Genomic DNA, 22955 nt, shown 5'->3' on the forward strand with positions numbered 1-22955 from the left:
GCAGATTTTTTATTTCCAAGCGTGGGATTTCCCATGAAGGCCATCGAGCAGATCATTGCCGGCTACGTGTCGCTGAAGAATCGTCAAGCGCTTGAACAGCTCCGAGACCATCGCCAGCAATTGCTGGACGATGTTCGAACCCACAGCGTTCCGGGTTTCAGGCCGTCGGTCGTGAGTGACACCCTCTCCGAGGAGATCGAGCTCATCGAGGGAGCATTGGCTCGCCTCGACGAGGGCGGATAGCGCGCGACCGGAACCTCCGGGCCAGCGGGGCATTTGCCGGCTGCGCTCATACACTATCACCCGCAGCACGGCTGCTTGGCTTTCGGCGCGCAGCACGATTGCTGTTCCTGCAGCCATCGGTCCCGTGGCTTGCAGCTCGATGGACGCGCCGAGAGATAGACGCGGATTGCGGCGTCGCCCGCATCCATGCGTTCCGCGCGATAGATCTGCATCGGCCGGACGCCATCGCTGACTTCAAAGGTCAGCTTGGCTTGCGGATCGAAACCGACGGCCTCGTCGACCTTGCGAATGATCGCGAGAAACTTGCCGGCCGGCATATGGTCCCGGTTTTCCTCCTCGATGTCCCAGAGCTGAATGAAGGTCTCGCTCCAGCTCTCGGGGTTCGCGCCGCAATCGAGCCCTCTGAATGAGGCGGTCTTGACCTCCGTCACGTGGTAGCTGGGGCGGACATCGCGGCCGTCGTAACTGAAGATGAGCGGCTTCTCCTTGTGCGCTTCGAGGCTGGAAAGCAGTGTCGCGAACGAGAGCTCTTCCACCGCGAGCAGGGCGCCGACGGTCGATCGGGTATTGGCAAGCGTGATCATGGCTGCTATCCTCATTTCAATGATTATTGAATTGTAGGATTGTCGAAAGATGGAGGAGCGTCAAGCCCGAACCGCCTTCGCCGCGCTGTCGCAGGAAACGCGGCTGCGGATCGTGCGGCTGCTGGTGCAGGCCGGTCCCGATGGCATGGCGGCAGGGGCGATAGCCGAGGCGGTCGCAGTGTCGCCATCCAACGTCTCGTTCCATCTGAAGGACCTCGAGCATGCCGGCATGATCGTGCCGCGCCGCGAGGCGCGTTCGATCATCTACTCCGCGGATTTCACTGGGCTGCGCGATCTCATCGCCTTCCTGATGAAGGATTGCTGCGCGGGTCACCCCGAAATCTGCGCGCCGGCGCTCGCCGATGTTCAGTGCCGGCCTTCGACGGCCAAGAAGGCGCGTGCCTGATGCGCGCTTTCGACCTGCCACGGCGCCTTGTTGCCGAGGGCCTCGGCACCTTGCTTCTGGTCGCAACCGTCGTCGGCTCCGGCATCATGGCTGAGACGCTAACCAAGGACGTGGCGTTGGCGCTGCTCGGCAACACCCTTCCGACCGGCGCCATTCTGGTGGTGCTGATCACAATTCTTGGACCAATATCCGGCGCGCATTTCAATCCGGCGGTCACGCTGGTCTTCATGCTCAAGGGCGAACTCCGCCCGCCGCATGCCGCGCAGTACATCGCGGCGCAGGTGCTCGGGGGAATCCTCGGTGCAATGGTGGCGCACGCCATGTTCGGCCTGCCGCTCCTGGAGTTCTCGGCCAAGGCAAGGACAGGATTTCCGCAGTGGTTTGCGGAATTTATTGCGGCGTTCGGACTGGTCGCAACGATCATCGGTGGCCTCCGGTTTCGCGAGGCCGCAATTCCATGGCTGGTCGGGCTTTACATCACGGCCGCATACTGGTTCACCGCATCCACGTCGTTCGCCAATCCGGCCGTTGCGATCGCCCGATCGTTCACCGATACGTTTTCCGGAATCCGCGCGCAGGATCTGCCGGGGTTCATCATCGCCGAGGTTTTTGGGGCCGTGGTCGCGGCGGCATTCATGACCTGGCTCGCAGGGGGCGCCGAAGCCACCAAGGAAGCAGTCCGATGACGATCACGATCTACCACAATCCCGATTGCGGGACGTCGCGCAACACCCTGGCCATGATCCGCCAGAGCGGGGAGGAGCCCGAGATCGTCGAATATCTCAAGACGCCTCCCTCGCGCGACAAGCTGATCGCGCTGATCGCCGCGATGGGCATGACGCCGCGCGCGCTGCTGCGCGAGAAAGGCACGCCCTATGCCGCGCTCGATCTCGCCAATCCGAAATGGAGCGACGACGAATTGATCGATTTCATGATGGCGCATCCGATCCTGATCAATCGGCCGATCGTGGTCTCGCCGAAAGGCGTAAAGCTGTGCCGACCTTCCGAGGCCGTCCTTGAACTTCTCGCGGTTGCCGACATCGGCCGGTTCGTAAAGGAAGACGGCGAAGTGGTTTTGCCCAGAACGCCGGGTGCGCGCGCTGGATGAGCCGCCGTGCAGATAATCTGCTGATCATCGCGCTCGGTACCACGCAAACCCTGGCCTGGGCGTCGAGCTACTATCTGCCCGCCATTCTCGCGGACCCGATTGCGCGCGACCTCGGCATGTCGACGAACTGGCTGTTCGCGGCGTTCTCAATGGCGCTCGTGATCTCAGGACTGCTCGGCCCGCGCGTCGGCCGCCAGATTGATCGCATGGGCGGGCGCGAAGTTCTCTGCGCGTCCAACCTGATCCTGGCGTCCGGCCTGATCCTGCTCGGGCTTTCGCAGGGTACGATTCTGTTGGCCGCGAGCTGGCTGTTGCTCGGCATCGGCATGGGCCTTGGCCTGTATGATGCGGCCTTCGCGGCGCTCGGCCGCATCTATGGCAATTCCGCCCGCCGCTCCATCACCGGCATCACCCTGATCGCCGGATTTGCCAGCACGATCGGCTGGCCGCTCACCGCGTGGGGCCTCGCAACCATCGGCTGGCGCTGGACCTGCTTCGGCTGGGCGGCGACGCACATCCTGATTTGCCTGCCGCTCAACGCCTTCCTGGTCCCCAAACTAAAGAGCGAGCATCGGATCGCAGCCGACACGCCAAAGTCGCATATTCCGATCGACCGAGCGATGCTGCTGCTCGCCTTTGCTTTCGCGGCCGCCTGGAGCGTCACGTCGGCGATGGCGGTGCATTTGCCGCGAATTCTGGAGGCGTTGGGGGCGACGCAGACCCAGGCGATCGCGGCAGGCGCATTGATCGGCCCGGCGCAGGTGGCTGCACGGATTGTCGAAGCGAGCCTGCTGAAGCGCTTCCATCCGCTATGGTCGGCGCGACTGGCCTGCATCACGCACCCATTGGGCGCCTGCGTCATCGGCCTGTTCGGCGGGAGCTTCGCCGGCATCTTCGCGCTGCTGCACGGTGCCGGAAACGGGATCCTGACCATTGCGCGCGGCACGCTGCCGTTGGCGATCTTCGGTCCAAAGGATTACGGCTATCGCTTGGGACTGCTCGGTGCGCCGTCGCGATTGTCGCAAGCGATCGCGCCCCTGGTGTTCGGCTTCCTGATCTCACCGCTTGGCGGCTATACGCTCGCAGTCACATCGGCGCTTAGTCTTGCCGCGCTGCTGGCGTTGTTCGCTCTCAAGGCCGAACCGAAGACCCCTTCGCAGTAACCTCACGCACCTTCATCCGCCGAACCGTATCGATGAAGGCCTTGATGATCGGGGAGTGACCGCGGCCGCTGTGATGGGCGATGCTGTATTGCGTCTTGATGGTGCGGTCGCTGATCTCGAGCGCGCGCAGGTTCGGATGCGGCACGAATTCGAAGTCGGCGACCACGCTGATGCCGAGCCCGCGCTCGACCGCCTTCCACACGCCCTCGCGGCTCTCGATCTCGAACACCGGCTCGATCCGGATGCCCTCGGCCTGCATCGTCGCCTCGAAGGCGCGCCGCGTGGTCGAGCCGCGTTCGCGCAGCACGATGGGCTGGTCGGCGAGCTCGCGCAGCTTGACCGATTTCCGCTTGAACCAGGGATGATCGCGGTTGACGAACACGATCACGCGGTGGGTGCGGTAGGGGATCATGGTGACGCGCGGGTCTTCCGGCACCTCCGCCAGGATCGCGACGTCGGCCTCAAAATTGACGATGTGGCGGAGGGTGCGTTCGGAATTGCCGAGCAGGGTCGAGATCTGCACCTCGGGGTGATCGCGCTTGAACGCGGCGATGATCTCGGTGGCATGAAACGGCCCGACGGTCGCAACTCTTAGATGCCCTTTGGTCGCCTTGCCGTGTGCGGCCAGCAATTCGTGCGCCTCGTCGCAGAACGTCATGATGCCGCGCGTGATCTCGAACAGCGCGCTGCCGGCTTCGGTGAGCTCGGTGTGCCGCGGCTTGCGGATCAAAAGCTCGACGCCGTACGTCTCCTCCAGCTCCTTGACCTGGATGGTCAGCGTCGGCTGCCCGACATTGAGCACGCGCGAGGCCGCGGTGAAGCCGCCATGGGCGGCCACCGCATGGAAAGCGCGAAGCTGGCTGAACACTATTGGCATAATCAATAGAACGCATCCGAAGAATGAATTTGTCAATAGCAGCCGGCGCCGTACCTTCGCGCCAAATGGAGGACGCGTGGATGGACTGGACTTATTCCAACCCGGTGAGGATCGAATTCGGCGCCGACAGCTTCGACAGACTGCCGGCGCTGATCGGCAAGCGCGCCTATGCGCTCGTGACCTATGGCGAGCCGGTCTTCGAGGGGCTCGAGCGGCGGTTGCGCGCCGCGGCGGGCCCATCCGTGCTGACGATCCGCGACGTCGCGCCCAATCCGGACTACCGCCTGCTTACCGAACAGACTGCGCGCTTTATCGGGCTCGCCAGGCAGCCCGAGGTGATCGTCGCGCTCGGCGGCGGCTCGGTGATCGATTCCGCAAAGGTGTTCGCTGCCGCCGGCGGCGACTTCGCGACCGTTAAAACCTATCTGGAGACGCAGCAGGGCGCCGAGCGCCTCGCGGCGATCCCGATCATCGCGGTGCCGACCACCGCGGGCACCGGCAGCGAGGTGACGTGCTGGGGCACGGTGTGGGACGAGGCCAACGGCAAGAAATACTCGCTGGCACGGCCGTCGCTCTATCCGACCCATGCGGTGATCGATCCGCGGCTGATGCTCGGCAAGCCGCAGCTCCTCACCATCAGCACCGGCCTCGATGCGCTGTCGCATGCGCTGGAGAGCATCTGGAATGTCAACAACAATCCGGTGTCGGCCAATCATGCGGTGGCGGCGGCGCGCGGCGTGCTCGACGTGCTGCCGAAGCTCGCCCATGATCTCGGCAATCTCGAACTGCGCAGCCGCATGGCGCAGGCGGCGCTGTTCGCTGGCCTGGCGTTCTCCAACACCAAGACCGCGATCGCGCATTCGCTGTCCTATCCGATCACCCTGCGGCACGGGGTGCAGCACGGCATCGCCTGCTCGTTCTCGCTGCCGATGGTGCTGCGCAGCGTGCGCGGGGCCGGCGGGCTCTGCGAGGACAGCCTCCGGCAAATCTTCGGTACGGATCTCGCGCGCGCCGCCGACGATCTCGAGGACTTCATGGCGCGGCTCGGCATCTCCTGCAATCCGGCGGCCTACAGGATCGAGCGCGCCGAATGGCACGCGCTGATCGCGGATTCGCTCGAGGGCGAGCGCGGCCGCAATTTCCTGGGGTCCAAGGAACGGCTGATCGAGGCATCGCAGACGCTGCGGATGCCGAGCGCGGCGAGCGCGTGACGACGGCGCGGTGACAAGGAGACACATGATGCAAGACAACAAAAAGATTATCACCGTCAACGGGCGCCACTACGACGCGCCGACGCGGCCAACGGTCGTGATCTGCCTCGACGGTTCAGAGCCCGGCTACATCGAGCAGGCGATCGCGGCCGGTGTGGCGCCGACCTTCGCACGCTTCATGAAGGAGGGGGCGCACGTTCATGCCACCAGCGTGATTCCGAGCTTCACCAATCCGAACAACCTCTCGATCATCACCGGACGGCCGCCTGCAGTGCACGGCATCGCCGGCAATTATTTCTATGACACGGCGAGCAACGCCGAAGTCATGATGAACGATCCGAAATTCCTGCGCGCGCCGACCATCCTGGCCGGTGTTCATGACGCCGGCTACAAGGTCGCCGCGGTCACTGCCAAGGACAAGCTGCGCACCTTACTCGCCTATGGGCTCGACTATGCGAGCGGCCGCGCCATCGCCTTCTCATCGGAGAAGGCCGATCAAGCCACCTTGGCCAATAACGGCATCGACAACGTGCTCGATTTCGTCGGCCTGCCGCTGCCCGAGGTCTATTCGGCCGATCTGTCGCGCTTCGTGTTCGCGGCGGGCGTCAAGCTGGTCGAGCGACATCGTCCCGATTTGATGTATCTGTCGACCACCGACTACATCCAGCACAAGGTCGGGCTCGGCACCAGGATCGCCAACGACTTCTACGCGATGATCGACGGCTATCTTGCCAAGCTCGATGCACTCGGCTGCAACATCGTCGCGACCGCCGACCACGGCATGAACGACAAGTTCCTGCCCGACGGCAAGCCCGACGTGATCTACCTCCAGGACGTCATGGACGACTGGACGGGGAAGGGCGCCGCAAGGGTGATCCTGCCGATCACCGATCCCTACGTCGCCCATCACGGCTCGCTCGGCTCGTTCGCGACGATCTACACGCCCGACGGGGCCGACGTCGACGCGCTGCTGATGCGGCTGCGCGACATCAAGGGCATCGAGGTGGCGTTGAAGCGCAACGACGCCTGCGCCCGGTTCGAGCTGCCGCCGGACCGTATCGGCGACATCGTCGTGATCTCGACCAGGCACAAGGTGCTCGGCACCAGCGAAGCCCGCCACGATCTGTCCGGCCTGACCGAGCCACTGCGCTCGCACGGCGGGCTGACCGAGGAGCGGGTGCCGCTGATCGCCAACCGCAGGATCGCGCTGCCGCCCGGTCACGCCTTGCGCAATTTCGACGCCTTCGACGTCGCGCTCAACCGCATCCAGTGACATCGGGCCCAAAGGACACCATCATGAACATCCAGAGCCCGGCCGTTCGCCATGAGCAGATGCGGATCGCAGGCAGCCTCATCGACACCGACGAGCATGTCGAGGTCTTCAATCCCTACACCAACAAGGTTGTCGGCACGGTGCCGGCGGCACGCCCGGAGCATGTTCGCAGCGCCTTTGCCAAGGCGGCGGCATTCAAGCCGAAGCTGACGCGGTACGAGCGCCAGCGCATCTTGCTGCGCACCGCCGAGATCCTGGCCGGCCGCAAGGAGGATTTCGCTCGGCTGATCACGGCCGAGTCCGGCCTGTGCTGGAAGGACTCGCTCTACGAGGCCGGCCGCGCCTACGACGTCTACTCGTTCGCGGGGCAGCTGGCGATCAAGGACGACGGCGAGACCTTCTCCTGCGACATCAGCCCGCAAGGCAAGGCGCGCAAGATCTTCACGATACGGACGCCGCTGCTCGGAGCGATTTCGGCGATCACGCCGTTCAACCATCCGCTCAACATGGTGAGCCACAAGATCGCACCGGCGATCGCGACCAACAACCGCGTGGTGCTGAAGCCGACCGAGCTGACGCCGCTGACCGCGCTGGCGCTCGCCGACGTGCTGTATGAAGCGGGGCTGCCGCCCGAGATGCTGTCGGTGGTGACCGGCAATCCGCACTCGATGGGCGATGCGATGATCACCGATCCCGACGCCGATCTCGTCACTTTCACCGGCTCCGTCAGGGTCGGCAAGCACATTGCCGACAGAGCCGGCTACAAGCGCTTGGTGCTGGAGCTTGGCGGCAACGATCCCTTGATCGTGATGGAGGACGCCGACCTCGAGAAGGCGGCCGAGCTTGCCGTCACCGGCGCCACCAAGAATTCCGGCCAGCGCTGCACGGCGGTGAAGCGCATCCTCTGCGTCGAGGCGGTCGCCGACGATTTTGCCGCGCTGGTGCTGAAGAAGGCACGCACCCTGAAGTGCGGCGATCCGATGGACCCGACCGTCGATGTCGGCACCGTCATCCACGAGGGCGCGGCGAAGGAATTCGAGCGCCGGGTCAATGCGGCCGTCACCGACGGCGCCGAGCTCCTGCACGGCAACGACCGCAAGGGCGCGCTGTACCCGCCGACGGTGGTCGACCGGATTCCCTACACTAGCGAGCTGGTGATGCAGGAGACTTTTGGCCCGGTGATCCCGATCGTCCGTGTGCCCAACGACATCGACAGCGTGGTTCGGATTTCGAATGCGACCGCGTTCGGGCTGTCGTCCGGCGTCTGCACCAACCGGCTCGACTACATCACGCGGTTCGTCAACGAGCTCGACGTCGGCACCGTCAACGTCTGGGAAGTGCCGGGCTACCGGATCGAGATGTCGCCGTTCGGCGGAATCAAGGACTCCGGCCTTGGCTACAAGGAAGGCGTGCAGGAGGCGATCAAGAGCTTCACCAACGTCAAGACCTATTCGTTGCCCTGGCCGGTCTAGGAAGCGCGTCGATCCGAAGCAGGACCGCACGCGCACAACAAGAACGGCGCGGCGGCCGTGGGTGAACAACAAGACAATCATCAGGGGAGGCCGCAATGTCGATCACGTTCAGTCCGTCGAGCGTCGGCTCGATCGGGGTCCAGAATCCCGAGCTTGCGACATCGTTCCGCCGCGCGCAGTGGCGGATGCTGTTCGCGGCGATGTTCTGCTATCTGTTCTTCTATACGGGGCGGCAAACCTTCGGCTTCGCCATTCCCGGCATCCAGGCCGAATTCGGCGTCACCAAGGAGGCATTGGGCTGGGCCAGCGCGGCGCTGCTCTGGTGCTACGCGGTCGGGCAGGCCATCAATGGCAATCTCGGCGACAAGTTCGGCGGCCGTCGCGTGATGAGCGCCGGCGCGATCCTCTCCTTCATCATGAACTGGGCCACCAGCCTGTCGATCGGCATCGTCAGCCTCACCGCGTTCTGGGGCATCAACGGCTATTTCCAGTCGATGGGATGGGCGCCCGGCAGCCGGCTGCTGTCGAACTGGTGGGGGCGCCACGAGCGCGGCACGGTCTACGGGCTCTACACTTTCGCGGCCGGTCTCGCCTCGGTGCTGTCGTTCGTCACGTCGCTGGTGGTGGTCGGCTATTTCCAGCTCGACTGGCGCTGGATCTTCCGCATTCCGGTGGTGCTGCTGCTGCTCGGCGGCATCGCTTTCTATCTGATCGCGCGCGAGAAGCCCGAGGACATGGGCTTTGCCTCGCCGCATGACGAGGCCGACGACGTTGTGGCAACGGAGGCCGCGGTCGACGCCAATGAGGGCTCGCTCGCGCGCTACAAGGCGGTGCTGTCGAACTGGCGCCTCCTGGTCGCTGGCGTTTCGATCGGCTTCCAGAACGCGGCGCGCTACGGCCTTTTGGTGTGGGTCCCCGTGCATTTCCTCGGCAGCAACTGGGCCAAGGCCGGCGCTACCTCGGTGATCGATCCGCGCTGGATCAGCATCGCGCTGCCGGTGGGCATGGCGGTCGGCGCGTTCAGCAACGGCTGGGTGTCGGACAAGGTGTTCGGCTCGCGCCGCTACCTCGCCATCGTGCTCTACATGGTGCTCGCCGCGGTCACCGCGCTGTGCATGTACGCGATTCCCACCACCGAGATCTATCTCGGCATGACGGTGCTGTTCCTGTGCGGCTTCTTCACTTACGGTCCGCAATCCTCGTTCTGGGCGCTGTGCCCGGATCTGGTCGGCCACAAGCGGGCAGGGACCGCGACCGGGGTAATGAATTCCTTCGCCTACCTGTTCGCAGGTCTCGGCGAGCCGATCATCGGCCACTTCATGGACAAGCATAACCAGACGTCGCTGGTGTTCCTCGTCGTCGCGGTCTGCGCAACCTCCAGCGCGGTGGTGGCCGCCTTCATCCGCCGCTGACGGGCGATCCGCATCACTGACTCACGACAGGTCCGCGCTTCCACGGGAGGCGCGGACTGCTCTTTTTTTGAAGAACATAACGCCGTGTGCGCGGTCGCGTGCGCCGCAACGCCGGGCCAATTCGCTGAAAATCGTCCGGCGCAGGCAGGTGAGCTGGCGCCCAATTCCTCGCCACAGGTTGATCAAAAATCAATCTATTATAGAGAAATATCACGTGATATCAATCTATTATAAAAAGTTGCATGCAAAATGCAAAATGTGCTTGTCGCGTCAATCTCCTTGAAGCAGACTTCGCGCGGGGCAGGAGAGGCCAATGACCTTCGATGACGAGGGTCGCGCCAGGGGCAAACAACAATCTGCCGGCAGAGGAGCGAGCAATGAGCGATCAGGTGTCCACCATCGCAATGGCAGATGCGGCGAAGCCTTCCGGCGTGCGCTGGAAGATCTTCCTGCTGATGCTGTTCCTGATCTCGATCAACTACATCGATCGCGCCTCGCTGTCGGTGGCGATGCCGGTCATCGCCAAGGAGTTCGACATCGATCCGGCGATGCAGGGCCTGATCCTGAGCTCGTTCTTCTGGACCTATGCGCTGATGCAGGTGCCGGGCGGCATGCTCGCCGACCGCTTCAAGCCGCGCATCGTGATCGCGCTCGCGACATTGTTCTGGGGCTTCTTCCAGGCGCTGGCGGCGCTGTCCACCAGCTGGATGCTGCTGCTCATGACCCGGCTCGGGCTCGGCGCGTCGGAAGCGCCGATCTATCCGGCCGGCGGCAAGCTCAACGCGATCTGGATGACGCAGACCGAACGTGGCCGCGGCGCCACCCTGCTGGACGGCGGCGCGCCGCTCGGGGCTGCGCTCGGCTCGATCGTGATCGCCTGGCTGATGGCGGCGTTCAGCTCCTGGCGGGTGGCGTTCGTCGTCGCCGGCGTCGGAACCATGCTGTGCGGGCTGTGGGCCTGGTACTACATCCGCAACGTGCCGCGCGAGCATCCCTCGGTCAATGAAGCCGAGGCGCGCTATCTCGAGGAGGCGCATGCGATCGAGGACGCGGCGACGCCGCCGTCGTCGGGCGCAAGCGGAATGGCCTATTTCCGCTTCCGCTCGGTGTGGTGTATGTGCCTCGGCTGGATGTTCTTCAACACAACCTTCTATGGTCTACTGACCTGGATGCCGACCTATCTGTTCAAGGTGCATGGCTTCGACATCAAGGCGCTCGGCGGCGCGTCCTTCATCATCTTCTTCGCAGGCTTCGTCGGCGAACTGGTCGGCGGCTGGATCGGCGACGGCTGGCGTGCGCGGGGCGGGGCGCCCAACACCGTGTTCCGCACCCTGTTCGGCATCGCGGCGATCATGGCGACGGTGTCGATCTTCCTCGTCGCCTATGTCACCAACCCCGTTGTCGTCGTGGTGCTGCTGTCGACGACGCTGTTCTTCCTGCGCTGGTGCGGCATGTACTGGGCGATCCCGTCGGCGCTGGCGGGCCGCGGCAAGTCCGGCTTCCTCGGCGGCTGCATGAATCTCGGCGGCAACATCGCCGGCATCACGACGCCGCTGATTGTCGGCTTCATCGTGCAGGCGACGGGTTCCTACTTCCTGGCCCTGATGTATTTTGCCGCCGCAGGCATTGCTCTGTTGATCTGCTCGACCTTGATCGACTACAGCCGCAAGCTCCCGGTCTAGAACGAAGACGGCCGAGTCCTGCGCAGGGTTCGGCCGGTTGATGAGGCCTTACGAATGACACGTCCTGTCCGGCTCGGCATGCTGACGCCGTCGTCGAATACCGCCCTCGAGCCGATCACCTATGCGATGCTCGGTGGGGTCGATGACGTCACCGCGCATTTCGCGCGCTTCAAGGTGACAGAGATCGCGCTGTCGGAGCAGGCGTTGCGCCAGTTCGACGCCACCGAGATCTTGCGCGCAGCCGAGTTGCTTGCCCACGCCAAGGTCGACGTCATCGCCTGGAACGGCACCTCGGCAAGCTGGCTCGGCTTCGATCGTGATGAGAGCCTGTGCGAGAAGATCACCGCAGCAACCGGGATCAAGGCCTGCACCACGGTGCTGGCCTATCGCGACCTGCTGCGGCGGATCGGCGCCGAACGGATCGGGCTGGTGACGCCGTATCGCAAGGATGTGCAGGAGCGGATCATCGCCAACTGGAATGCGGCGGGGCTGCACTGCTTCGCCGAACGGCATTTGTCGCTGCAGGACAATTTTTCCTTTGCCGAGGTCAGCGAGGTCGAAGTCGCCGGCCTGATCGAGGACGTCGTGCGCGAGGGCTGCGATGCCGCCGTCGTGCTCTGCACCAACATGCGCGGCGCCGGCGCCGCCGAGCGACTGGAGCGCGGTTTTGGCGTGCCGGTGCTGGATTCGATCGCCGTGACGCTGTGGGCATGCCTCGCAGCTGTCGGCAGCGACCCCTCGCGCGTGCAAGGCTGGGGCAGCTTGTTTACGAATCCCAATCTGCGCGCAGCGACCGCGATCTCCCATCAAGACAATGAAGGCATGCGGTGACTGACGCCAAGACCGAAGCAAAGCCGACCAGACGGAGCAAGGAACCCAAGCGCGCGATCACGGCGCTGCAACGGCGCCGCCTGCGCGTACCGCGGGTCGGGCTGCACGAGCAGGCGGCTGCGCGGCTGCGCACCATGATCGTGCGCGGCGAGCTCGCGCCGGGACAGTCGCTCGGCGAGGCGGACCTGTCGGATGCGCTCGGCATTTCGCGGACCCCGCTGCGCGAGGCGCTGAAGCAGTTGGCGAACGAGGGCCTGGTCGAGCTCAGGCTCAACCACAGCGCGGTGGTCGCGCCATTCCGCCGCGCCGAGCTGACCGAATTGTTCGAGGCGGTCAGCGGCATCGAGCGCTGCGCTGCCGAACTCGCCGCGCTGCGCATGGAGGATGCCGACTTCGAACGGCTCGATGCGCTGCAGGACAAGATCGAGTGGCATCACGGCCGCGGCGAGCTGCGCGACTATTTCCAGGCCAACCAGCAGATCCATTCGGCGATCGTCGGCTTCGCGCGCAACGCCGTGCTGAAGTCGACGCACGAGGCGCTGCTGGCGCGGGCCGAGCGGGCACGCTTCTTCGCACTCTCGGTGCTCGGGCGCTGGGATGAATCGGTGCGCGAGCACCAGGACATCCTAGCCGCGCTCAGGCGCCGCGATGCGGCACGGGCGGGGCAGATCCTGGCGCACCACGTGCGCCGCACCGGCGAGATCGTCGCCGAGACGCTGGATGGCAAGGGAGATGAGGCCGCGGTCGCGGACACTTCCGCGAAGCCGCGTGGCCGCAAGACGAGGAATGCTGCATCATGAAGATCCTGCTGCTCAATCCCAACACCACGGCGGCGGTAACGGATCTGCTCCATGTCGCCGGCAGCAAGGCCGCGTCAGCCGGGACCGAGCTTGTTCCTGCCACTGCAACGCGTGGCGTGCCCTATATTGCGACCCGCGCCGAGGCGCAGATCGGCGGCGCGATCGCGCTGGCGATGCTGGCCGAGGCGGGCCCCGGCATCGACGCCGCGATCATCGCCGCGTTCGGCGATCCCGGCCTGTTCGGCGCGCGCGAGCTGTTCGCGTTTCCGGTCGTCGGCCTTGCGGAAGCGGCAATGCTCACCGCCTGCATGCTCGGCCGTCGGTTCTCGATCGTGACCTTCGCCGGCGCGCTGGCGCCATGGTACGAGGAGTGCGTCGCCATGCATGGCTTGAGCGCGCGCTGCGCGGGCATCCGCACGCTCGACGGCAGCTTCCAGTCGATCTCCGACGTGCAGTCCGAGAAGGAAGAGCTCTTGGTCGCGCTCGCCAACCAGGCCGTCGCGCAGGACGGCGCCGACGTCGTCATCCTGTCGGGCGCGCCGCTCGCAGGGCTCGCCGCAAAGGTCCGCGACCGCATTCCGGTGCCCGTGATCGATCCGGTCGCGGCCGCCGTGCGCCAGGCGGAGACGCTTGCCGTGCTCAAGCCGCGCAAGGCCGTCGCCGGCACCTTCCGCCGGCCCGATCCGAAGCCGACGATCGGCCTCGCCGAGCCGCTTGCCGCCATCATCGAACATCGCTCACCGAAAGAGGGGACAAACTGATGTCCTTCGATACCATCATCCGCGGCGGCACCGTCGTGACCGCTGCCGACACCTTCGCCTGCGACGTCGGAATCCGCGACGGCAAGATCACGGCGCTAGGTCATGATCTCGGCGATGCAACCAGGATCATCGACGCCACCGACCGGCTGGTGCTGCCCGGCGGCATCGACAGCCACGTCCATTTCGCCCAGCCGTCGGGCGACGGCATCGTGATGGCCGACGGCTTTGCCAGCGGCACCCGCTCGGCGGCGTTCGGCGGCAACACCACCGTGCTGCCGTTCTGCCTGCAGGAGAAGGGGCAGACGCTGCGCGAGGCGCTGAAGCACTATCACTCGCTGGCCGAAGGCGAATGCCATGTCGACGTCGCGTTCCATCTGATCGTCACCGATCCGACCGAGCACGTGCTGGGCCAGGAGCTGCCGGCACTGGTCGAGGACGGCTACACCTCGCTGAAAGTGTTCATGACCTATGAGGGGCTGGCGCTGTCGGATCGCGAGCTGCTCGAGACCATGTCGGTGGCGCGCGAGACCGGCGCGATGCTGATGGTGCATGCGGAGAACTTCGACGCCATCCGCTTTCTCACCGACCGGCTGGAACGCGCCGGCAACACTGCGCCGCGCTTCCACGCGACCTCGCGACCGATCCCGGTCGAGCGCGAGGCCACCCATCGCGCGATTTCGCTGTCCGAGCTCGTCGACGTGCCGATCATGATCGTGCATGTCTCGAACCGCGAGGCGATGGAGGAAATCCGCCGCGCCCAGCAGCGGGGCCTCAGGGTGATGGGCGAAACCTGCCCGCAATATCTCATGCTGACCGAGAAGGATCTCGATCAGCTCAACATGGAAGGCGCGAAGTACGTCTGCTCGCCGCCGCCGCGCGACGTCGCCAGCCAGCAGGCGTGCTGGGAGGGCCTGCAGCAGAAAGTGTTCTCGGTGTTCTCGTCGGACCATTGTCCGTTCCGCTACGACGACCCGCAAGGAAAGCTCGCGCCCAAGGGACGCACCAGCTTCCGCTGGGTGCCGAACGGCATCCCCGGCGTGGCGACGCGGCTGCCGATCCTGTTCTCTGAGGGCGTGGTGAAGGGGCGCATCGACCTCAACAGCTTCGTTGCCTTCAGCGCCACCAATCACGCCAAGATCTACGGGCTCTATCCGCGCAAGGGCACCATTGCGGTCGGCTCCGATGCCGACATCGCGCTGTGGGACCCCAAGCGCAAGGTGACGATCCGCCATGAGCTGATCCACGACGGCTCGGACTACACGCCCTATGAAGGGCTCGAGGTCACCGGCTGGCCGGTGCTCACCATGGTGCGCGGCAAGGTGGTCGTCGACGACGGGGTCCTTGTCGGCAGCAAGGCGCACGGCACATACTTGCCGCGCGCCAAACCTCCGGCGGGGGCGACCATCCCGTAACGCGCGAAGGAAGCAACCCGCGAAACAAGAAGGCAGGAGACCACCATGCCCTTTGCTATAACAGATGACGGCGTGCGGCTCTATTTCGAGGAGACCGGATCCGGCCATCCGGTGATCCTGGTCCATGAATTCGCCGGCGATTTGCGCAGTTACGAGCCGCAGATGCGCCATTTCGGCAAGCGCTTCCGTACCATCGCCTATAATGCGCGCGGCTTTCCGCCGTCTGACGTGCCGGAACAGGTCTCGTCCTACTCGCAGGCGCGCGCAGCCGACGACATCCTGGCGGTGCTCGATCATATCGGTGCGCCCAAGGCCCATATCATTGGCCTCTCGATGGGTGGTTTTGCAACGCTGCATTTCGGATTGCGTCATCCGACGCGAGCGCTGTCGCTGTGCATCGGCGGGTGCGGCTACGGCGCCGAGCTCGATAAGCGCGAGACGTTTCGCGCCGAGGCCGACGTGATCGCCACCATGATCCGCAAGGAGGGGATGCCGGCGTTCGCCGAGCGCTATGCCTACGGGCCGACCCGCGTGCAGTACGAGAACAAGGACCCCCGCGGCCACGCCGAATTCAAGGCCATGCTGGCCGAGCACTCGGCGGTGGGATCGGCCAACACCCAGCAGGGCGTGCAGAAGGAGCGTCCCTCGCTCTACACGCTGGTCGATGAGATGAAGCGCATCACGGTGCCGACGCTGGTCATCACCGGCGACGAGGATTGGCCGTGCCTGTTGCCGGGCATCCTGATGAAGCAGAGCATCCCGTCCGCCGCGCTTGCGGTGATGCCGAACTGCGGCCACGCCATCAACATCGAGGAGCCCGACGAATACAACCGGATCGTCGGCGATTTCCTGGCGCAGGTCGAAAGCGGCCGCTGGCCGCAGCGCGATCCGCGTGCGGTCAGTGCCTCTATCACGGGAATGAAGGGCTAGAACAACGTGAAATGACGGGGTCGTCGCAGGGCCGACGCCAAAATATCGAAAACAACCCCATGCAAAGTAGCGGGCGGCGGCCGGCATTCAACTTGACACGTCGGGCAACTCAGGGATACTCTTCTAATATTCCGAAATTGTGCGGCATCCCTTTCTCTCGGTTTACCTCTCCGAAGGGAGAAGTGATGCCGCTCCGATGCAACCTGATCGCATCATGCGTTGGTCCGGCCAGAACGCGTCGGCTATGGCTCCGCAAGCGCGTTCAGCGTTGCGTTCACCCGCCGTTCGCGCGCGCTGCAATTGCCGCGTGAGTTTCCGTATCGCACGAACGTTGCCGAGCAGACGCAGCGTTGCGGAATGTTTCTGACGCCGACCCTGCGCAACTCCGCAACCCGCCGTGTGTTCTTCCACAATGGCGTCTTCACCAGCCTCGAGCAGGTGCTCGATTTCTATAACTTCCGCGATACCAATCCGGAGAAGGTGTATCCGCGTGCCGCCGACGGTACGGTGCAGAAATACGACGAGCTGCCGGTGAAGCATCACGGCAATGTCGACGTCAGCGATCCGCCGTTCGAGCGCCATCTCTGCGACGGCGCAGGATGAAGCCGGCATCATCGCGTTCCTGAAGACGTTGACCGATGGTTACCAGCCGGAGCGGTGAGCGGTCGCGACGGCTCACCGCGGAACTCATACGTGAGTTGGCAGGTCTTCGTCGTGCGCGCATAATGGCCGCATGAATGTGGTCGAAGGCAACGGTGCCAGAATCCCCGCGATCGGGCTCGGCACATGGGAGCTGCGCGGGCGGACCTGCGCCCGCATCGTCGAGCAGGCGCTGCGACTGGGTTACCGGCATATCGACACCGCCCAGATCTATGACAATGAGCGTGAGGTCGGCGAGGGGCTGCGCGCCTCCGGCATCAAGCGCGATGATGTGTTCGTCACCACCAAGGTCTGGACCACGCACTTCATGGCCAAGGATCTCGAACGGTCCGCCAAGGAGAGTCTGGCGCGGCTGCGGATGACCGAGGTCGATCTGTTGCTGCTGCACTGGCCCAATCCGCAGGTGCCGCTTGCCGAGACGCTCGGCGCGCTGGCGCGGGTCAGGCAGGCGGGACTGGCGAGGCATATCGGGATCTCGAATTTCAATGTGGCACTGATCGAGGAGGCGGTGGCGGCGTGCCCCGAGCCGCTCGCCTGCGATCAGGTCGAGTATCATCCTTATCTGGGCAAGGCCGATGTGATCGAGGCCTGTGCACGCCATGGCATGGCATTCGTCGCTTACAGCCCGATCGCGAAAGGGCGAGTCAAGGGCGACCGCGCGCTGACGCGGATCGGTGACCGTTATCGCAAGTCGGCTGCCCAGGTCAGTCTGCGCTGGCTGGTGCAGCAGAATGTCGCCGCGATCCCGCGCACCTCGAAGCTCGAGCGGCTCCAGGAGAATTTGGACATCTTCGACTTCGAATTGTCGGATGAGGACATGCGCGAAATTTCGGCGATGGGGAGCGCCACGCGCTGACGGCCGATCCGGCGGCTCATCTGACGACCTATGGCCCATCGGGTCCCTGCCTGTGAATCGCGACGCGGAAAATGGCTGGGCACGGGTCCGGATCATGCTATTGCCCGATGGCCGATTGCGGTTCTCGACCGAATGGGGATTGAGGCCGGCGGGTTCCGGCCGGTATTGTGACCGTCGGGGAGACGGCACTGATGTGATCGAGTGGGATGAAGTTTCGGCCAAACGCGGATCTGATGGCATCGGTGTTCGTGCACCTGATGCTGCTCGGGCTGATTTTCCTGTATTCGGAGGTGCATCAGTTCGATCCCGTCGCAGCTGACACGGTGCCGGTCGAGATCGTGACGCCGCAGGAGGTCGCCAGGAGCGAGGTCCAGGCCGAGATCAAGCCCGATCCGGTGCCGAGCCCGTCGCCGACGCCCGAACTGCAATTGCCTTCGCTCGACAAGCCGGTCGACACCGCGAAGTCTGAACCAAAAGCGCAAGCGCCCGCACAGCAACCACAGCAGACCCAGCAGCAACCGCCGCAGAAGCAGGCGACGCCGGAGCCCAAACCCAGCCCGGCTCCGCAGCATGCCGCGCTCGAGCAGCCGGCCGCACCCCCGGCACCTCAGACGCCACCGATGCCCCGGCCGATGGCGCAGCAAGCAACGCCGCCGTCGCAACCTGCCTATGCGCAGCCCGAGCCGGACCTGTCCGTCAAATACAATGTCATGCTCGGCCTGCCGCCCGACATCCCCGTCAAGCTGCCGGAAGCGCCGCACGGCCCCGGTCCCGGCAAGGACAATTTCGACGCCGCGGCCACCGAGCAGGCCGACGTCGGCTCCAGCGTGGTCGCCGAATTCCGCCGTCATCTGAAGAGCTGCATGAAGCTCCCGGCGACGCTGAGCACCGGCGACGACGTCAGGATCAAGCTCAGGGTGTTCATGAAGCCCGACGGCAAGCTCGGCGCGGCGCCCTTGCTGATCGAAGCCACCGCATCGGAAAAAGGGCCGCTGCTGCTCAAGAGCGCGACCGAGGCGCTGCAGGCCTGCCAGCCCTACGCGATGCTGCCGCGGGATCGCTACGGCGAATGGAAGGTGCTCGACCTCGACTTCACGCCGCGCGATTTCGCGTCGTGAGCCGGGGCAAATCTCAACTCCCCATCGCCTGCCACGCATTCGAGGCGAATTGCCGGCGCCAGATCACGATGACGACCGCGGCTGTCGTGGCGAACAGCACCCACGGGCTGACGAACCAGCCGAGATAGCCGAGCGCGAAGAAGAACGCGCGCTGGCCGCGGTTGAAGTGCCGGCCCGCGGTCTCGAACAGCCGCGTGGTGCGGATCACGTGGGCCTCGGCCTCCGGCGTGTCGCGCTGGCCGGCCGGCGGCATCGCGCCGAACAGGATCGCAACATAGTTGAACAGGCGATAGGCCCAGGCGAATTTGAAGAACGTGTAGATGAAGATCAGGATCAGCCCGATGCACTTGATCTCCCACAGCGCGGGCGAGGGCGTCAGGTTGACCGGCAGCGCGCCGAGCACGGTGAGCGCGTCATTGGTGGCGCGCAGCAGCGCCAGCGCGCCGCCGATCGCGATCAGGCTGGTGGAGGCAAAGAACGCGGTGCCGTTCTGCAGGCTGGCCATGATCTGCATGTCGACCATCCGCGCGTCGCGGTTGAGCAGGTTCCTGACCCAGATCTCGCGATAGACATGCATGCGCGCCGACAGGCTGTCGCGGCCATAGGCGGTGTGCTCCAGCGTGATGGCATAGACCAGCCATTCCAGGGCAAAGAAGCCGACGGCCAGGATGTCGACCCAATAGCCGGTCATTGCTGTCTTCCTTCGTCAACGTGCGGCCGGTCCGCCGCGCTGCATCCCGCGTCATGTACAGGTTGAACGCGTGCAATGCACTATGGCAAACTGGCGTGCCAACAGGATTCCCGGACATGCTTAAGCTCGTCATCGGCAACAAGAACTATTCGTCATGGTCGATGCGGCCCTGGCTGGCGCTGCGCGCCAACGACATCCCGTTCGAGGAAGTCTTCATTCCGCTCTACACCGACCAGGCCGACAAGGACCGTATCCTCAGCTTCAGCAAGGCCGGCAAGGTGCCGACGCTGATCGACGGCGACGTCACGGTGTGGGATTCGCTGGCGATCATCGAGTATCTTGCCGAGAAGTTTCCCGAGGCGAAGCTCTGGCCTTCGGATCGCGCCGCGCGCGCGCATGCCCGCGCGATCTCGGCCGAGATGCACTCCGGCTTCGTGCCGCTGCGCAGCGAATGCGGCATGAACCTGCACCGGCCGATCCGCGCCGTGGCGCTGTCGGACGATGCGCGGGCCAATGTGGCGCGGATCGAGGAGATTTGGGCCGACTGCCACGCGCGCTACGGCAAACAGGGTCCGTTCCTGTTCGGGGCATTCTCCGGCGCGGACGCGATGTACGCGCCCGTGGTGCATCGCTTCCGCACCTACGCAATCCCGGTGAAGCCCGAGGCGCAGCATTATGTCGATGCCATGATGCAGCTGCCGGCGTTCCAGCAATGGACAAGCGACGGCCTCGCCGAGACGCTGCGGATCGACCGATTCGAGGACGCCTGAGCTAGATCCTTGTTTTGCCGCGTTTTCTTCACGCGAGCCGGCATCCACCTCGCTCGAAAACGCTTCTTGCGCTGCCGAATTGTGACAGCGCCGACAAAGATCGCGGCTTGACGCCGCGGGGCCGAAGGCGTCGAATCCGGAGCAGCGGTTTTGCAAGTCGTGAAAGGACTTAGACCATGGGCATTCTCGATTCCCTGGAGAACTCGCCGGAGCTGAAGGGCATGATTGGCCAGCTCGGGGCGGCTGTGATCCCGGTCGTGCTCGGCCAGGTGATGGGCAATGGCGGGCAGGGCGGCCTGTCGGCGATCGTCGCCAAGCTCGAGCAGGCCGGCCTCGGCGAACAGGTCAAATCCTGGATCGGCACCGGCCAGAACCTGCCGATCACTGCCGAGCAGCTCCAGGAGGTGCTGGGCAGCGACACCGTCAAGCAGCTCGCCGCCAAGTTCAACATCCCGGTCGACCAGCTGTCCAAGGTGCTGGCCCAGCAACTTCCGGCAGCCGTCGACGGCGCGAGCCCCAACGGTAAGTTGCCGCATACCGCCTGAGCCGCTGGAACCGGGTTCCGGCCGAGGTCGGCGGGCAATTTTCGGCCGGCGCGCAAATTGCTGCCTATCGCTCTGAAAAATCTGCAAAATCGCACCTCCGCCACGCCCCAATCTTGCTGGATTTGGGGCAGGGCGATGTGCTAGCTTGCCGCAGGGTTCTCAAAATGCCGGCTTGAGCTATCGGGACTGTCAGCTCAGCCAGCAATCTCTAAGAAAATGGAGAGGGCGTTGAAGCATAAGTACTCGATTGGCGAGATCGTCTATTTCACGGCCAGCAACGTGGCGCGCCCCGCTGCGAGCGGCACCTATGAGGTGATCCGCCTCCTGCCGACCGATGGGGACGATTGCCAGTATCGCATCAAGAGCTCGACTGAAGCTTTCGAACGAGTGGCTAAGGAGAGTCAGCTGGCGCTGTCCTGAACGCGTTGTGCGGTGGCTGGAGCGGGATCCGCGCCGTCGCCGTCAAAAGGCCCTGTTCGCAGACCCATTGTGCTGAAGGTTGGACGTCGGGGTGGCGGCGTTCGCCGTCGCCGGTTGTGCTTACGCTGCGTTGAGGGACATCGCGCATGAATTGGGCTTCCTCGCTGGATCAGATCTGGCGCTCACCGACCTTCCCGATGTGGCTGACGCTGGCCGCGGCGGGCTTCTTTGGGATCGTCGTCCTGGTCACGCTGCTGCGCGCGGAAAAGTCCGTCGCCAACGGCGCGCTGACCGTCATCACGCTGCTGTCGATCGCGGTTGCGGTCGCCGCGACGATCCGCGGCTTCGGGCCGGGCGGGCAGGCGGCTCCCGCCGACACGCGCACGGCGCAATTCACCAGCCAGACCGCGCCGGCGCTGGCCTGCATCGACGACCTCGCCGGAGACGCCGTCCTCAATGCCTGCGAGAAGGTGTTGTTCGGCTCGTCCGACACGGCTGCAGCCGCGGTCAGCTATGCGGCGGCGCAAATTTCGCGCCTGACCGCGCTCGGCGACCTCGCAACCGCGGAGCGCAATACGACCACCGAATTGCAGGCGTTGCGCCGCGCCGTCGAGCACGACCGCTACGGTCTAGTGGCCTATGCGCTGATGGCGCGGGACCACTGCACCCCGACTGCATGTCCCGCGTTCCGCTCGCTTGGCGACAACCATCAGATCATCAACAACATGAACGAGCGGACGTACGAGAACCTGGTCACGCGCTACGCGGCGTCCTGGAACGCGCCGGCCGGCGCGCAGGCGTCGGCCACCGCCGGCCTGGTCGCGGCGCTGCCGCCGTCGATGCCCACCGGCAAGCCGACCAATGCGGAGTTTCCGAGCGCGTCGTCGACGCCGCCGGTCAGCATCATGACGTCCGAACCGGCGAAGCCGGCCGCCGCGGCCCCGCCGCCGGCCGCACGCGCTGCTGCCGCGCCTCCCGCCGCCCCGAAGCGGCCGCCTGCAGCAAAGCGCCCGGTCCAGATCGCGCCGGCTGCTGCGCCGGCGGCACCGCCGCCACCTGCCGCGGCGAGTGCGCCGGCGGCCGCGAGCCAGGACTGAGCGTGATACCGTGCGTGACGACGGCGGCCTGAGCCGTCGTCGTTGCATCATTCCTTGCAGGAAATCCCGATATCCACTGCCGCCGATTTCGCTCCCTTTCCAAAGCGGCCGCCGGCAGCTACATCCCGCGGATGCCGCTTCATCTCATCAAGCTCGCCGTCGGTTGCGACTCGGTCAAGGAACTCAAGGGCTGGGTCGCCGAGCGGATGGCGACCGCGAAGAAAAAGGGCCTGCCGCTCCGTCACGTCCACATCACGCGGATGACGCCGAAACGCGAGGAGGAGATCCTCGCCGGCGGTTCGCTGTATTGGGTGATCCGGGGCGAGATCGCCGCGCGTGAGAAGATCATCGCGATCGAGCCGTTCCGCGACAAGGACGGCATCGGACGCTGCCGCATCGTGATGCAGCCCAAGGTGATCGCGGTCTCGCCGCGGCCGATGCGGCCGTTCCAGGGCTGGCGCTACCTGACCGCCGACTCCGCGCCCGCGGATCTGACCAAGTCGAGTGCAGCCAGCGTGGCGTCGATGCCGGAGCCGATGCGCCGCGAATTGCGCGACCTCGGATTGCTTTGAACGATCGGACTGCTCGGAGCAATCGGAAGAAGGCTGGCGCGGGTCGCTGCGTCACGAAATG

General features: G+C 65.0%; 26 protein-coding genes. 23 read left to right on the forward strand and 3 right to left on the reverse strand.

The features are described 5' to 3' along the window. Nucleotides 1-33: 33 nt before the first annotated feature. Complete coding sequence (locus ACVISU_RS39060; protein ID WP_050399827.1) at nucleotides 34-243, forward strand: hypothetical protein; 210 nt, start codon at nucleotides 34-36, stop codon at nucleotides 241-243. A 56-nt stretch (nucleotides 244-299) separates the two neighbouring features. Here ACVISU_RS39060 and ACVISU_RS39065 read toward each other — a convergent pair whose 3' ends face one another. Further along, nucleotides 300-827, reverse strand: coding sequence for a DUF6428 family protein (locus ACVISU_RS39065; protein WP_456710487.1), 528 nt, complete (start codon nucleotides 825-827; stop codon nucleotides 300-302). A 49-nt stretch (nucleotides 828-876) separates the two neighbouring features. Here ACVISU_RS39065 and ACVISU_RS39070 point away from each other — a divergent pair, with 49 nt between their 5' ends. From ACVISU_RS39070 to ACVISU_RS39085, 4 genes are read left to right on the forward strand one after another with little or no spacing between them, the layout of a single operon-like run. Then, entirely contained in the window at nucleotides 877-1233 is a 357-nt protein-coding gene (locus tag ACVISU_RS39070; protein ID WP_050399803.1) for an ArsR/SmtB family transcription factor, read from the forward strand. Beyond that, nucleotides 1233-1919, forward strand: coding sequence for an aquaporin (locus ACVISU_RS39075; protein ID WP_050399826.1), 687 nt, complete (start codon nucleotides 1233-1235; stop codon nucleotides 1917-1919). The genes ACVISU_RS39070 and ACVISU_RS39075 overlap by 1 nt, the downstream gene beginning before the upstream one ends. Beyond that, entirely contained in the window at nucleotides 1916-2341 is a 426-nt protein-coding gene (arsC, locus tag ACVISU_RS39080; protein WP_456710488.1) for an arsenate reductase (glutaredoxin), read from the forward strand. The genes ACVISU_RS39075 and arsC overlap by 4 nt, the downstream gene beginning before the upstream one ends. After that, nucleotides 2338-3504, forward strand: a complete 1167-nt coding sequence (locus ACVISU_RS39085) for an MFS transporter (protein ID WP_456710489.1) — start codon at nucleotides 2338-2340, stop codon at nucleotides 3502-3504. The genes arsC and ACVISU_RS39085 overlap by 4 nt, the downstream gene beginning before the upstream one ends. Here ACVISU_RS39085 and ACVISU_RS39090 read toward each other — a convergent pair. After that, a complete protein-coding gene (locus tag ACVISU_RS39090) occupies nucleotides 3473-4381 on the reverse strand; it encodes a LysR substrate-binding domain-containing protein (protein WP_456710988.1) in 909 nt (302 codons plus the stop codon). The genes ACVISU_RS39085 and ACVISU_RS39090 overlap by 32 nt on opposite strands. A gap of 80 nt (nucleotides 4382-4461) precedes the next feature. On the opposite strand from ACVISU_RS39090, the gene psrA reads away from it, so the two are divergent. The 13 genes from psrA (at nucleotide 4462) to ACVISU_RS39155 (ending at nucleotide 18799) form a co-directional block, all read left to right on the forward strand. Beyond that, nucleotides 4462-5592, forward strand: a complete 1131-nt coding sequence (gene psrA / locus ACVISU_RS39095) for an iron-containing alcohol dehydrogenase PsrA (RefSeq protein ID WP_050399825.1) — start codon at nucleotides 4462-4464, stop codon at nucleotides 5590-5592. Nucleotides 5593-5620: 28 nt separating this feature from the next. Then, entirely contained in the window at nucleotides 5621-6865 is a 1245-nt protein-coding gene (phnA, locus tag ACVISU_RS39100; protein WP_456710490.1) for a phosphonoacetate hydrolase, read from the forward strand. Between the two features lie 23 nt (nucleotides 6866-6888). After that, nucleotides 6889-8337 (forward strand): phosphonoacetaldehyde dehydrogenase, encoded by a 1449-nt coding sequence (gene phnY / locus ACVISU_RS39105; protein WP_456710491.1) that lies wholly within the window; start codon nucleotides 6889-6891, stop codon nucleotides 8335-8337. 95 nt (nucleotides 8338-8432) lie between these two features. Continuing rightward, nucleotides 8433-9749 (forward strand): MFS transporter, encoded by a 1317-nt coding sequence (locus ACVISU_RS39110; RefSeq protein ID WP_456710492.1) that lies wholly within the window; start codon nucleotides 8433-8435, stop codon nucleotides 9747-9749. A 377-nt stretch (nucleotides 9750-10126) separates the two neighbouring features. Next, entirely contained in the window at nucleotides 10127-11431 is a 1305-nt protein-coding gene (locus tag ACVISU_RS39115; RefSeq protein WP_456710493.1) for an MFS transporter, read from the forward strand. Nucleotides 11432-11485: 54 nt separating this feature from the next. Next, nucleotides 11486-12262, forward strand: a complete 777-nt coding sequence (locus ACVISU_RS39120) for a maleate cis-trans isomerase family protein (RefSeq protein WP_456710494.1) — start codon at nucleotides 11486-11488, stop codon at nucleotides 12260-12262. Beyond that, the gene (locus ACVISU_RS39125; RefSeq protein WP_050399794.1) at nucleotides 12259-13062 is read left to right on the forward strand and encodes a GntR family transcriptional regulator; all 804 of its coding nucleotides are present in this window, start codon (nucleotides 12259-12261) and stop codon (nucleotides 13060-13062) included. Before ACVISU_RS39120 ends, ACVISU_RS39125 begins: the two co-directional genes overlap by 4 nt. Beyond that, complete coding sequence (locus ACVISU_RS39130) at nucleotides 13059-13823, forward strand: aspartate/glutamate racemase family protein (RefSeq protein ID WP_456710495.1); 765 nt, start codon at nucleotides 13059-13061, stop codon at nucleotides 13821-13823. Before ACVISU_RS39125 ends, ACVISU_RS39130 begins: the two co-directional genes overlap by 4 nt. Next, a complete protein-coding gene (gene hydA / locus ACVISU_RS39135) occupies nucleotides 13823-15235 on the forward strand; it encodes a dihydropyrimidinase (protein ID WP_456710496.1) in 1413 nt (470 codons plus the stop codon). Before ACVISU_RS39130 ends, hydA begins: the two co-directional genes overlap by 1 nt. Before the next feature lie 45 nt (nucleotides 15236-15280). Next, complete coding sequence (locus ACVISU_RS39140; protein ID WP_456710497.1) at nucleotides 15281-16165, forward strand: alpha/beta fold hydrolase; 885 nt, start codon at nucleotides 15281-15283, stop codon at nucleotides 16163-16165. Nucleotides 16166-16384: 219 nt separating this feature from the next. After that, on the forward strand, nucleotides 16385-16768 hold the full coding sequence (locus ACVISU_RS39145; protein WP_456710498.1) for a hypothetical protein: 384 nt from the start codon (nucleotides 16385-16387) through the stop codon (nucleotides 16766-16768). A 130-nt stretch (nucleotides 16769-16898) separates the two neighbouring features. Then, the gene (locus ACVISU_RS39150) at nucleotides 16899-17681 is read left to right on the forward strand and encodes an aldo/keto reductase (protein WP_050399790.1); all 783 of its coding nucleotides are present in this window, start codon (nucleotides 16899-16901) and stop codon (nucleotides 17679-17681) included. A 206-nt stretch (nucleotides 17682-17887) separates the two neighbouring features. Beyond that, nucleotides 17888-18799 (forward strand): hypothetical protein, encoded by a 912-nt coding sequence (locus ACVISU_RS39155; protein WP_456710499.1) that lies wholly within the window; start codon nucleotides 17888-17890, stop codon nucleotides 18797-18799. A gap of 13 nt (nucleotides 18800-18812) precedes the next feature. Here ACVISU_RS39155 and ACVISU_RS39160 read toward each other — a convergent pair whose 3' ends face one another. Then, nucleotides 18813-19490, reverse strand: coding sequence for a DUF599 domain-containing protein (locus ACVISU_RS39160; protein ID WP_050399788.1), 678 nt, complete (start codon nucleotides 19488-19490; stop codon nucleotides 18813-18815). Nucleotides 19491-19606: 116 nt separating this feature from the next. Between ACVISU_RS39160 and ACVISU_RS39165 the strand changes: the two genes are divergently transcribed. The 5 genes from ACVISU_RS39165 to ACVISU_RS39185 all read left to right on the forward strand — a co-directional run bounded on the left by ACVISU_RS39165 (nucleotide 19607) and on the right by ACVISU_RS39185 (nucleotide 22894). After that, on the forward strand, nucleotides 19607-20260 hold the full coding sequence (locus tag ACVISU_RS39165) for a glutathione S-transferase N-terminal domain-containing protein (RefSeq protein ID WP_456710500.1): 654 nt from the start codon (nucleotides 19607-19609) through the stop codon (nucleotides 20258-20260). A 176-nt stretch (nucleotides 20261-20436) separates the two neighbouring features. Beyond that, a complete protein-coding gene (locus ACVISU_RS39170) occupies nucleotides 20437-20805 on the forward strand; it encodes a YidB family protein (protein WP_050399786.1) in 369 nt (122 codons plus the stop codon). A 216-nt stretch (nucleotides 20806-21021) separates the two neighbouring features. Continuing rightward, on the forward strand, nucleotides 21022-21225 hold the full coding sequence (locus tag ACVISU_RS39175) for a hypothetical protein (RefSeq protein ID WP_092114848.1): 204 nt from the start codon (nucleotides 21022-21024) through the stop codon (nucleotides 21223-21225). A 146-nt stretch (nucleotides 21226-21371) separates the two neighbouring features. After that, on the forward strand, nucleotides 21372-22322 hold the full coding sequence (locus ACVISU_RS39180) for a hypothetical protein (protein WP_456710501.1): 951 nt from the start codon (nucleotides 21372-21374) through the stop codon (nucleotides 22320-22322). A 131-nt stretch (nucleotides 22323-22453) separates the two neighbouring features. Next, a complete protein-coding gene (locus ACVISU_RS39185) occupies nucleotides 22454-22894 on the forward strand; it encodes a DUF1489 family protein (protein WP_050399784.1) in 441 nt (146 codons plus the stop codon). Nucleotides 22895-22955 lie beyond the last annotated feature (61 nt).

It is taken from the genome of Bradyrhizobium sp. USDA 4452 (assembly GCF_054063575.1).

Excerpts from the sequence above, each read along its gene's own strand:
- ACVISU_RS39060 (WP_050399827.1), top strand. The coding sequence starts at position 34 with ATGAAGGCCATCGAGCAGATCATTGCCGGCTACGTGTCGCTGAAGAAT.
- ACVISU_RS39065 (WP_456710487.1), bottom strand. The coding sequence starts at position 827 with ATGATCACGCTTGCCAATACCCGATCGACCGTCGGCGCCCTGCTCGCG.
- ACVISU_RS39070 (WP_050399803.1), top strand. The coding sequence starts at position 877 with ATGGAGGAGCGTCAAGCCCGAACCGCCTTCGCCGCGCTGTCGCAGGAA.
- ACVISU_RS39075 (WP_050399826.1), top strand. The coding sequence starts at position 1,233 with ATGCGCGCTTTCGACCTGCCACGGCGCCTTGTTGCCGAGGGCCTCGGC.
- arsC (WP_456710488.1), top strand. The coding sequence starts at position 1,916 with ATGACGATCACGATCTACCACAATCCCGATTGCGGGACGTCGCGCAAC.
- ACVISU_RS39085 (WP_456710489.1), top strand. The coding sequence starts at position 2,338 with ATGAGCCGCCGTGCAGATAATCTGCTGATCATCGCGCTCGGTACCACG.
- ACVISU_RS39090 (WP_456710988.1), bottom strand. The coding sequence starts at position 4,381 with ATGCCAATAGTGTTCAGCCAGCTTCGCGCTTTCCATGCGGTGGCCGCC.
- psrA (WP_050399825.1), top strand. The coding sequence starts at position 4,462 with ATGGACTGGACTTATTCCAACCCGGTGAGGATCGAATTCGGCGCCGAC.
- phnA (WP_456710490.1), top strand. The coding sequence starts at position 5,621 with ATGCAAGACAACAAAAAGATTATCACCGTCAACGGGCGCCACTACGAC.
- phnY (WP_456710491.1), top strand. The coding sequence starts at position 6,889 with ATGAACATCCAGAGCCCGGCCGTTCGCCATGAGCAGATGCGGATCGCA.
- ACVISU_RS39110 (WP_456710492.1), top strand. The coding sequence starts at position 8,433 with ATGTCGATCACGTTCAGTCCGTCGAGCGTCGGCTCGATCGGGGTCCAG.
- ACVISU_RS39115 (WP_456710493.1), top strand. The coding sequence starts at position 10,127 with ATGAGCGATCAGGTGTCCACCATCGCAATGGCAGATGCGGCGAAGCCT.
- ACVISU_RS39120 (WP_456710494.1), top strand. The coding sequence starts at position 11,486 with ATGACACGTCCTGTCCGGCTCGGCATGCTGACGCCGTCGTCGAATACC.
- ACVISU_RS39130 (WP_456710495.1), top strand. The coding sequence starts at position 13,059 with ATGAAGATCCTGCTGCTCAATCCCAACACCACGGCGGCGGTAACGGAT.
- hydA (WP_456710496.1), top strand. The coding sequence starts at position 13,823 with ATGTCCTTCGATACCATCATCCGCGGCGGCACCGTCGTGACCGCTGCC.
- ACVISU_RS39140 (WP_456710497.1), top strand. The coding sequence starts at position 15,281 with ATGCCCTTTGCTATAACAGATGACGGCGTGCGGCTCTATTTCGAGGAG.
- ACVISU_RS39150 (WP_050399790.1), top strand. The coding sequence starts at position 16,899 with ATGAATGTGGTCGAAGGCAACGGTGCCAGAATCCCCGCGATCGGGCTC.
- ACVISU_RS39155 (WP_456710499.1), top strand. The coding sequence starts at position 17,888 with ATGAAGTTTCGGCCAAACGCGGATCTGATGGCATCGGTGTTCGTGCAC.
- ACVISU_RS39160 (WP_050399788.1), bottom strand. The coding sequence starts at position 19,490 with ATGACCGGCTATTGGGTCGACATCCTGGCCGTCGGCTTCTTTGCCCTG.
- ACVISU_RS39165 (WP_456710500.1), top strand. The coding sequence starts at position 19,607 with ATGCTTAAGCTCGTCATCGGCAACAAGAACTATTCGTCATGGTCGATG.
- ACVISU_RS39170 (WP_050399786.1), top strand. The coding sequence starts at position 20,437 with ATGGGCATTCTCGATTCCCTGGAGAACTCGCCGGAGCTGAAGGGCATG.
- ACVISU_RS39175 (WP_092114848.1), top strand. The coding sequence starts at position 21,022 with ATGGAGAGGGCGTTGAAGCATAAGTACTCGATTGGCGAGATCGTCTAT.
- ACVISU_RS39180 (WP_456710501.1), top strand. The coding sequence starts at position 21,372 with ATGAATTGGGCTTCCTCGCTGGATCAGATCTGGCGCTCACCGACCTTC.
- ACVISU_RS39185 (WP_050399784.1), top strand. The coding sequence starts at position 22,454 with ATGCCGCTTCATCTCATCAAGCTCGCCGTCGGTTGCGACTCGGTCAAG.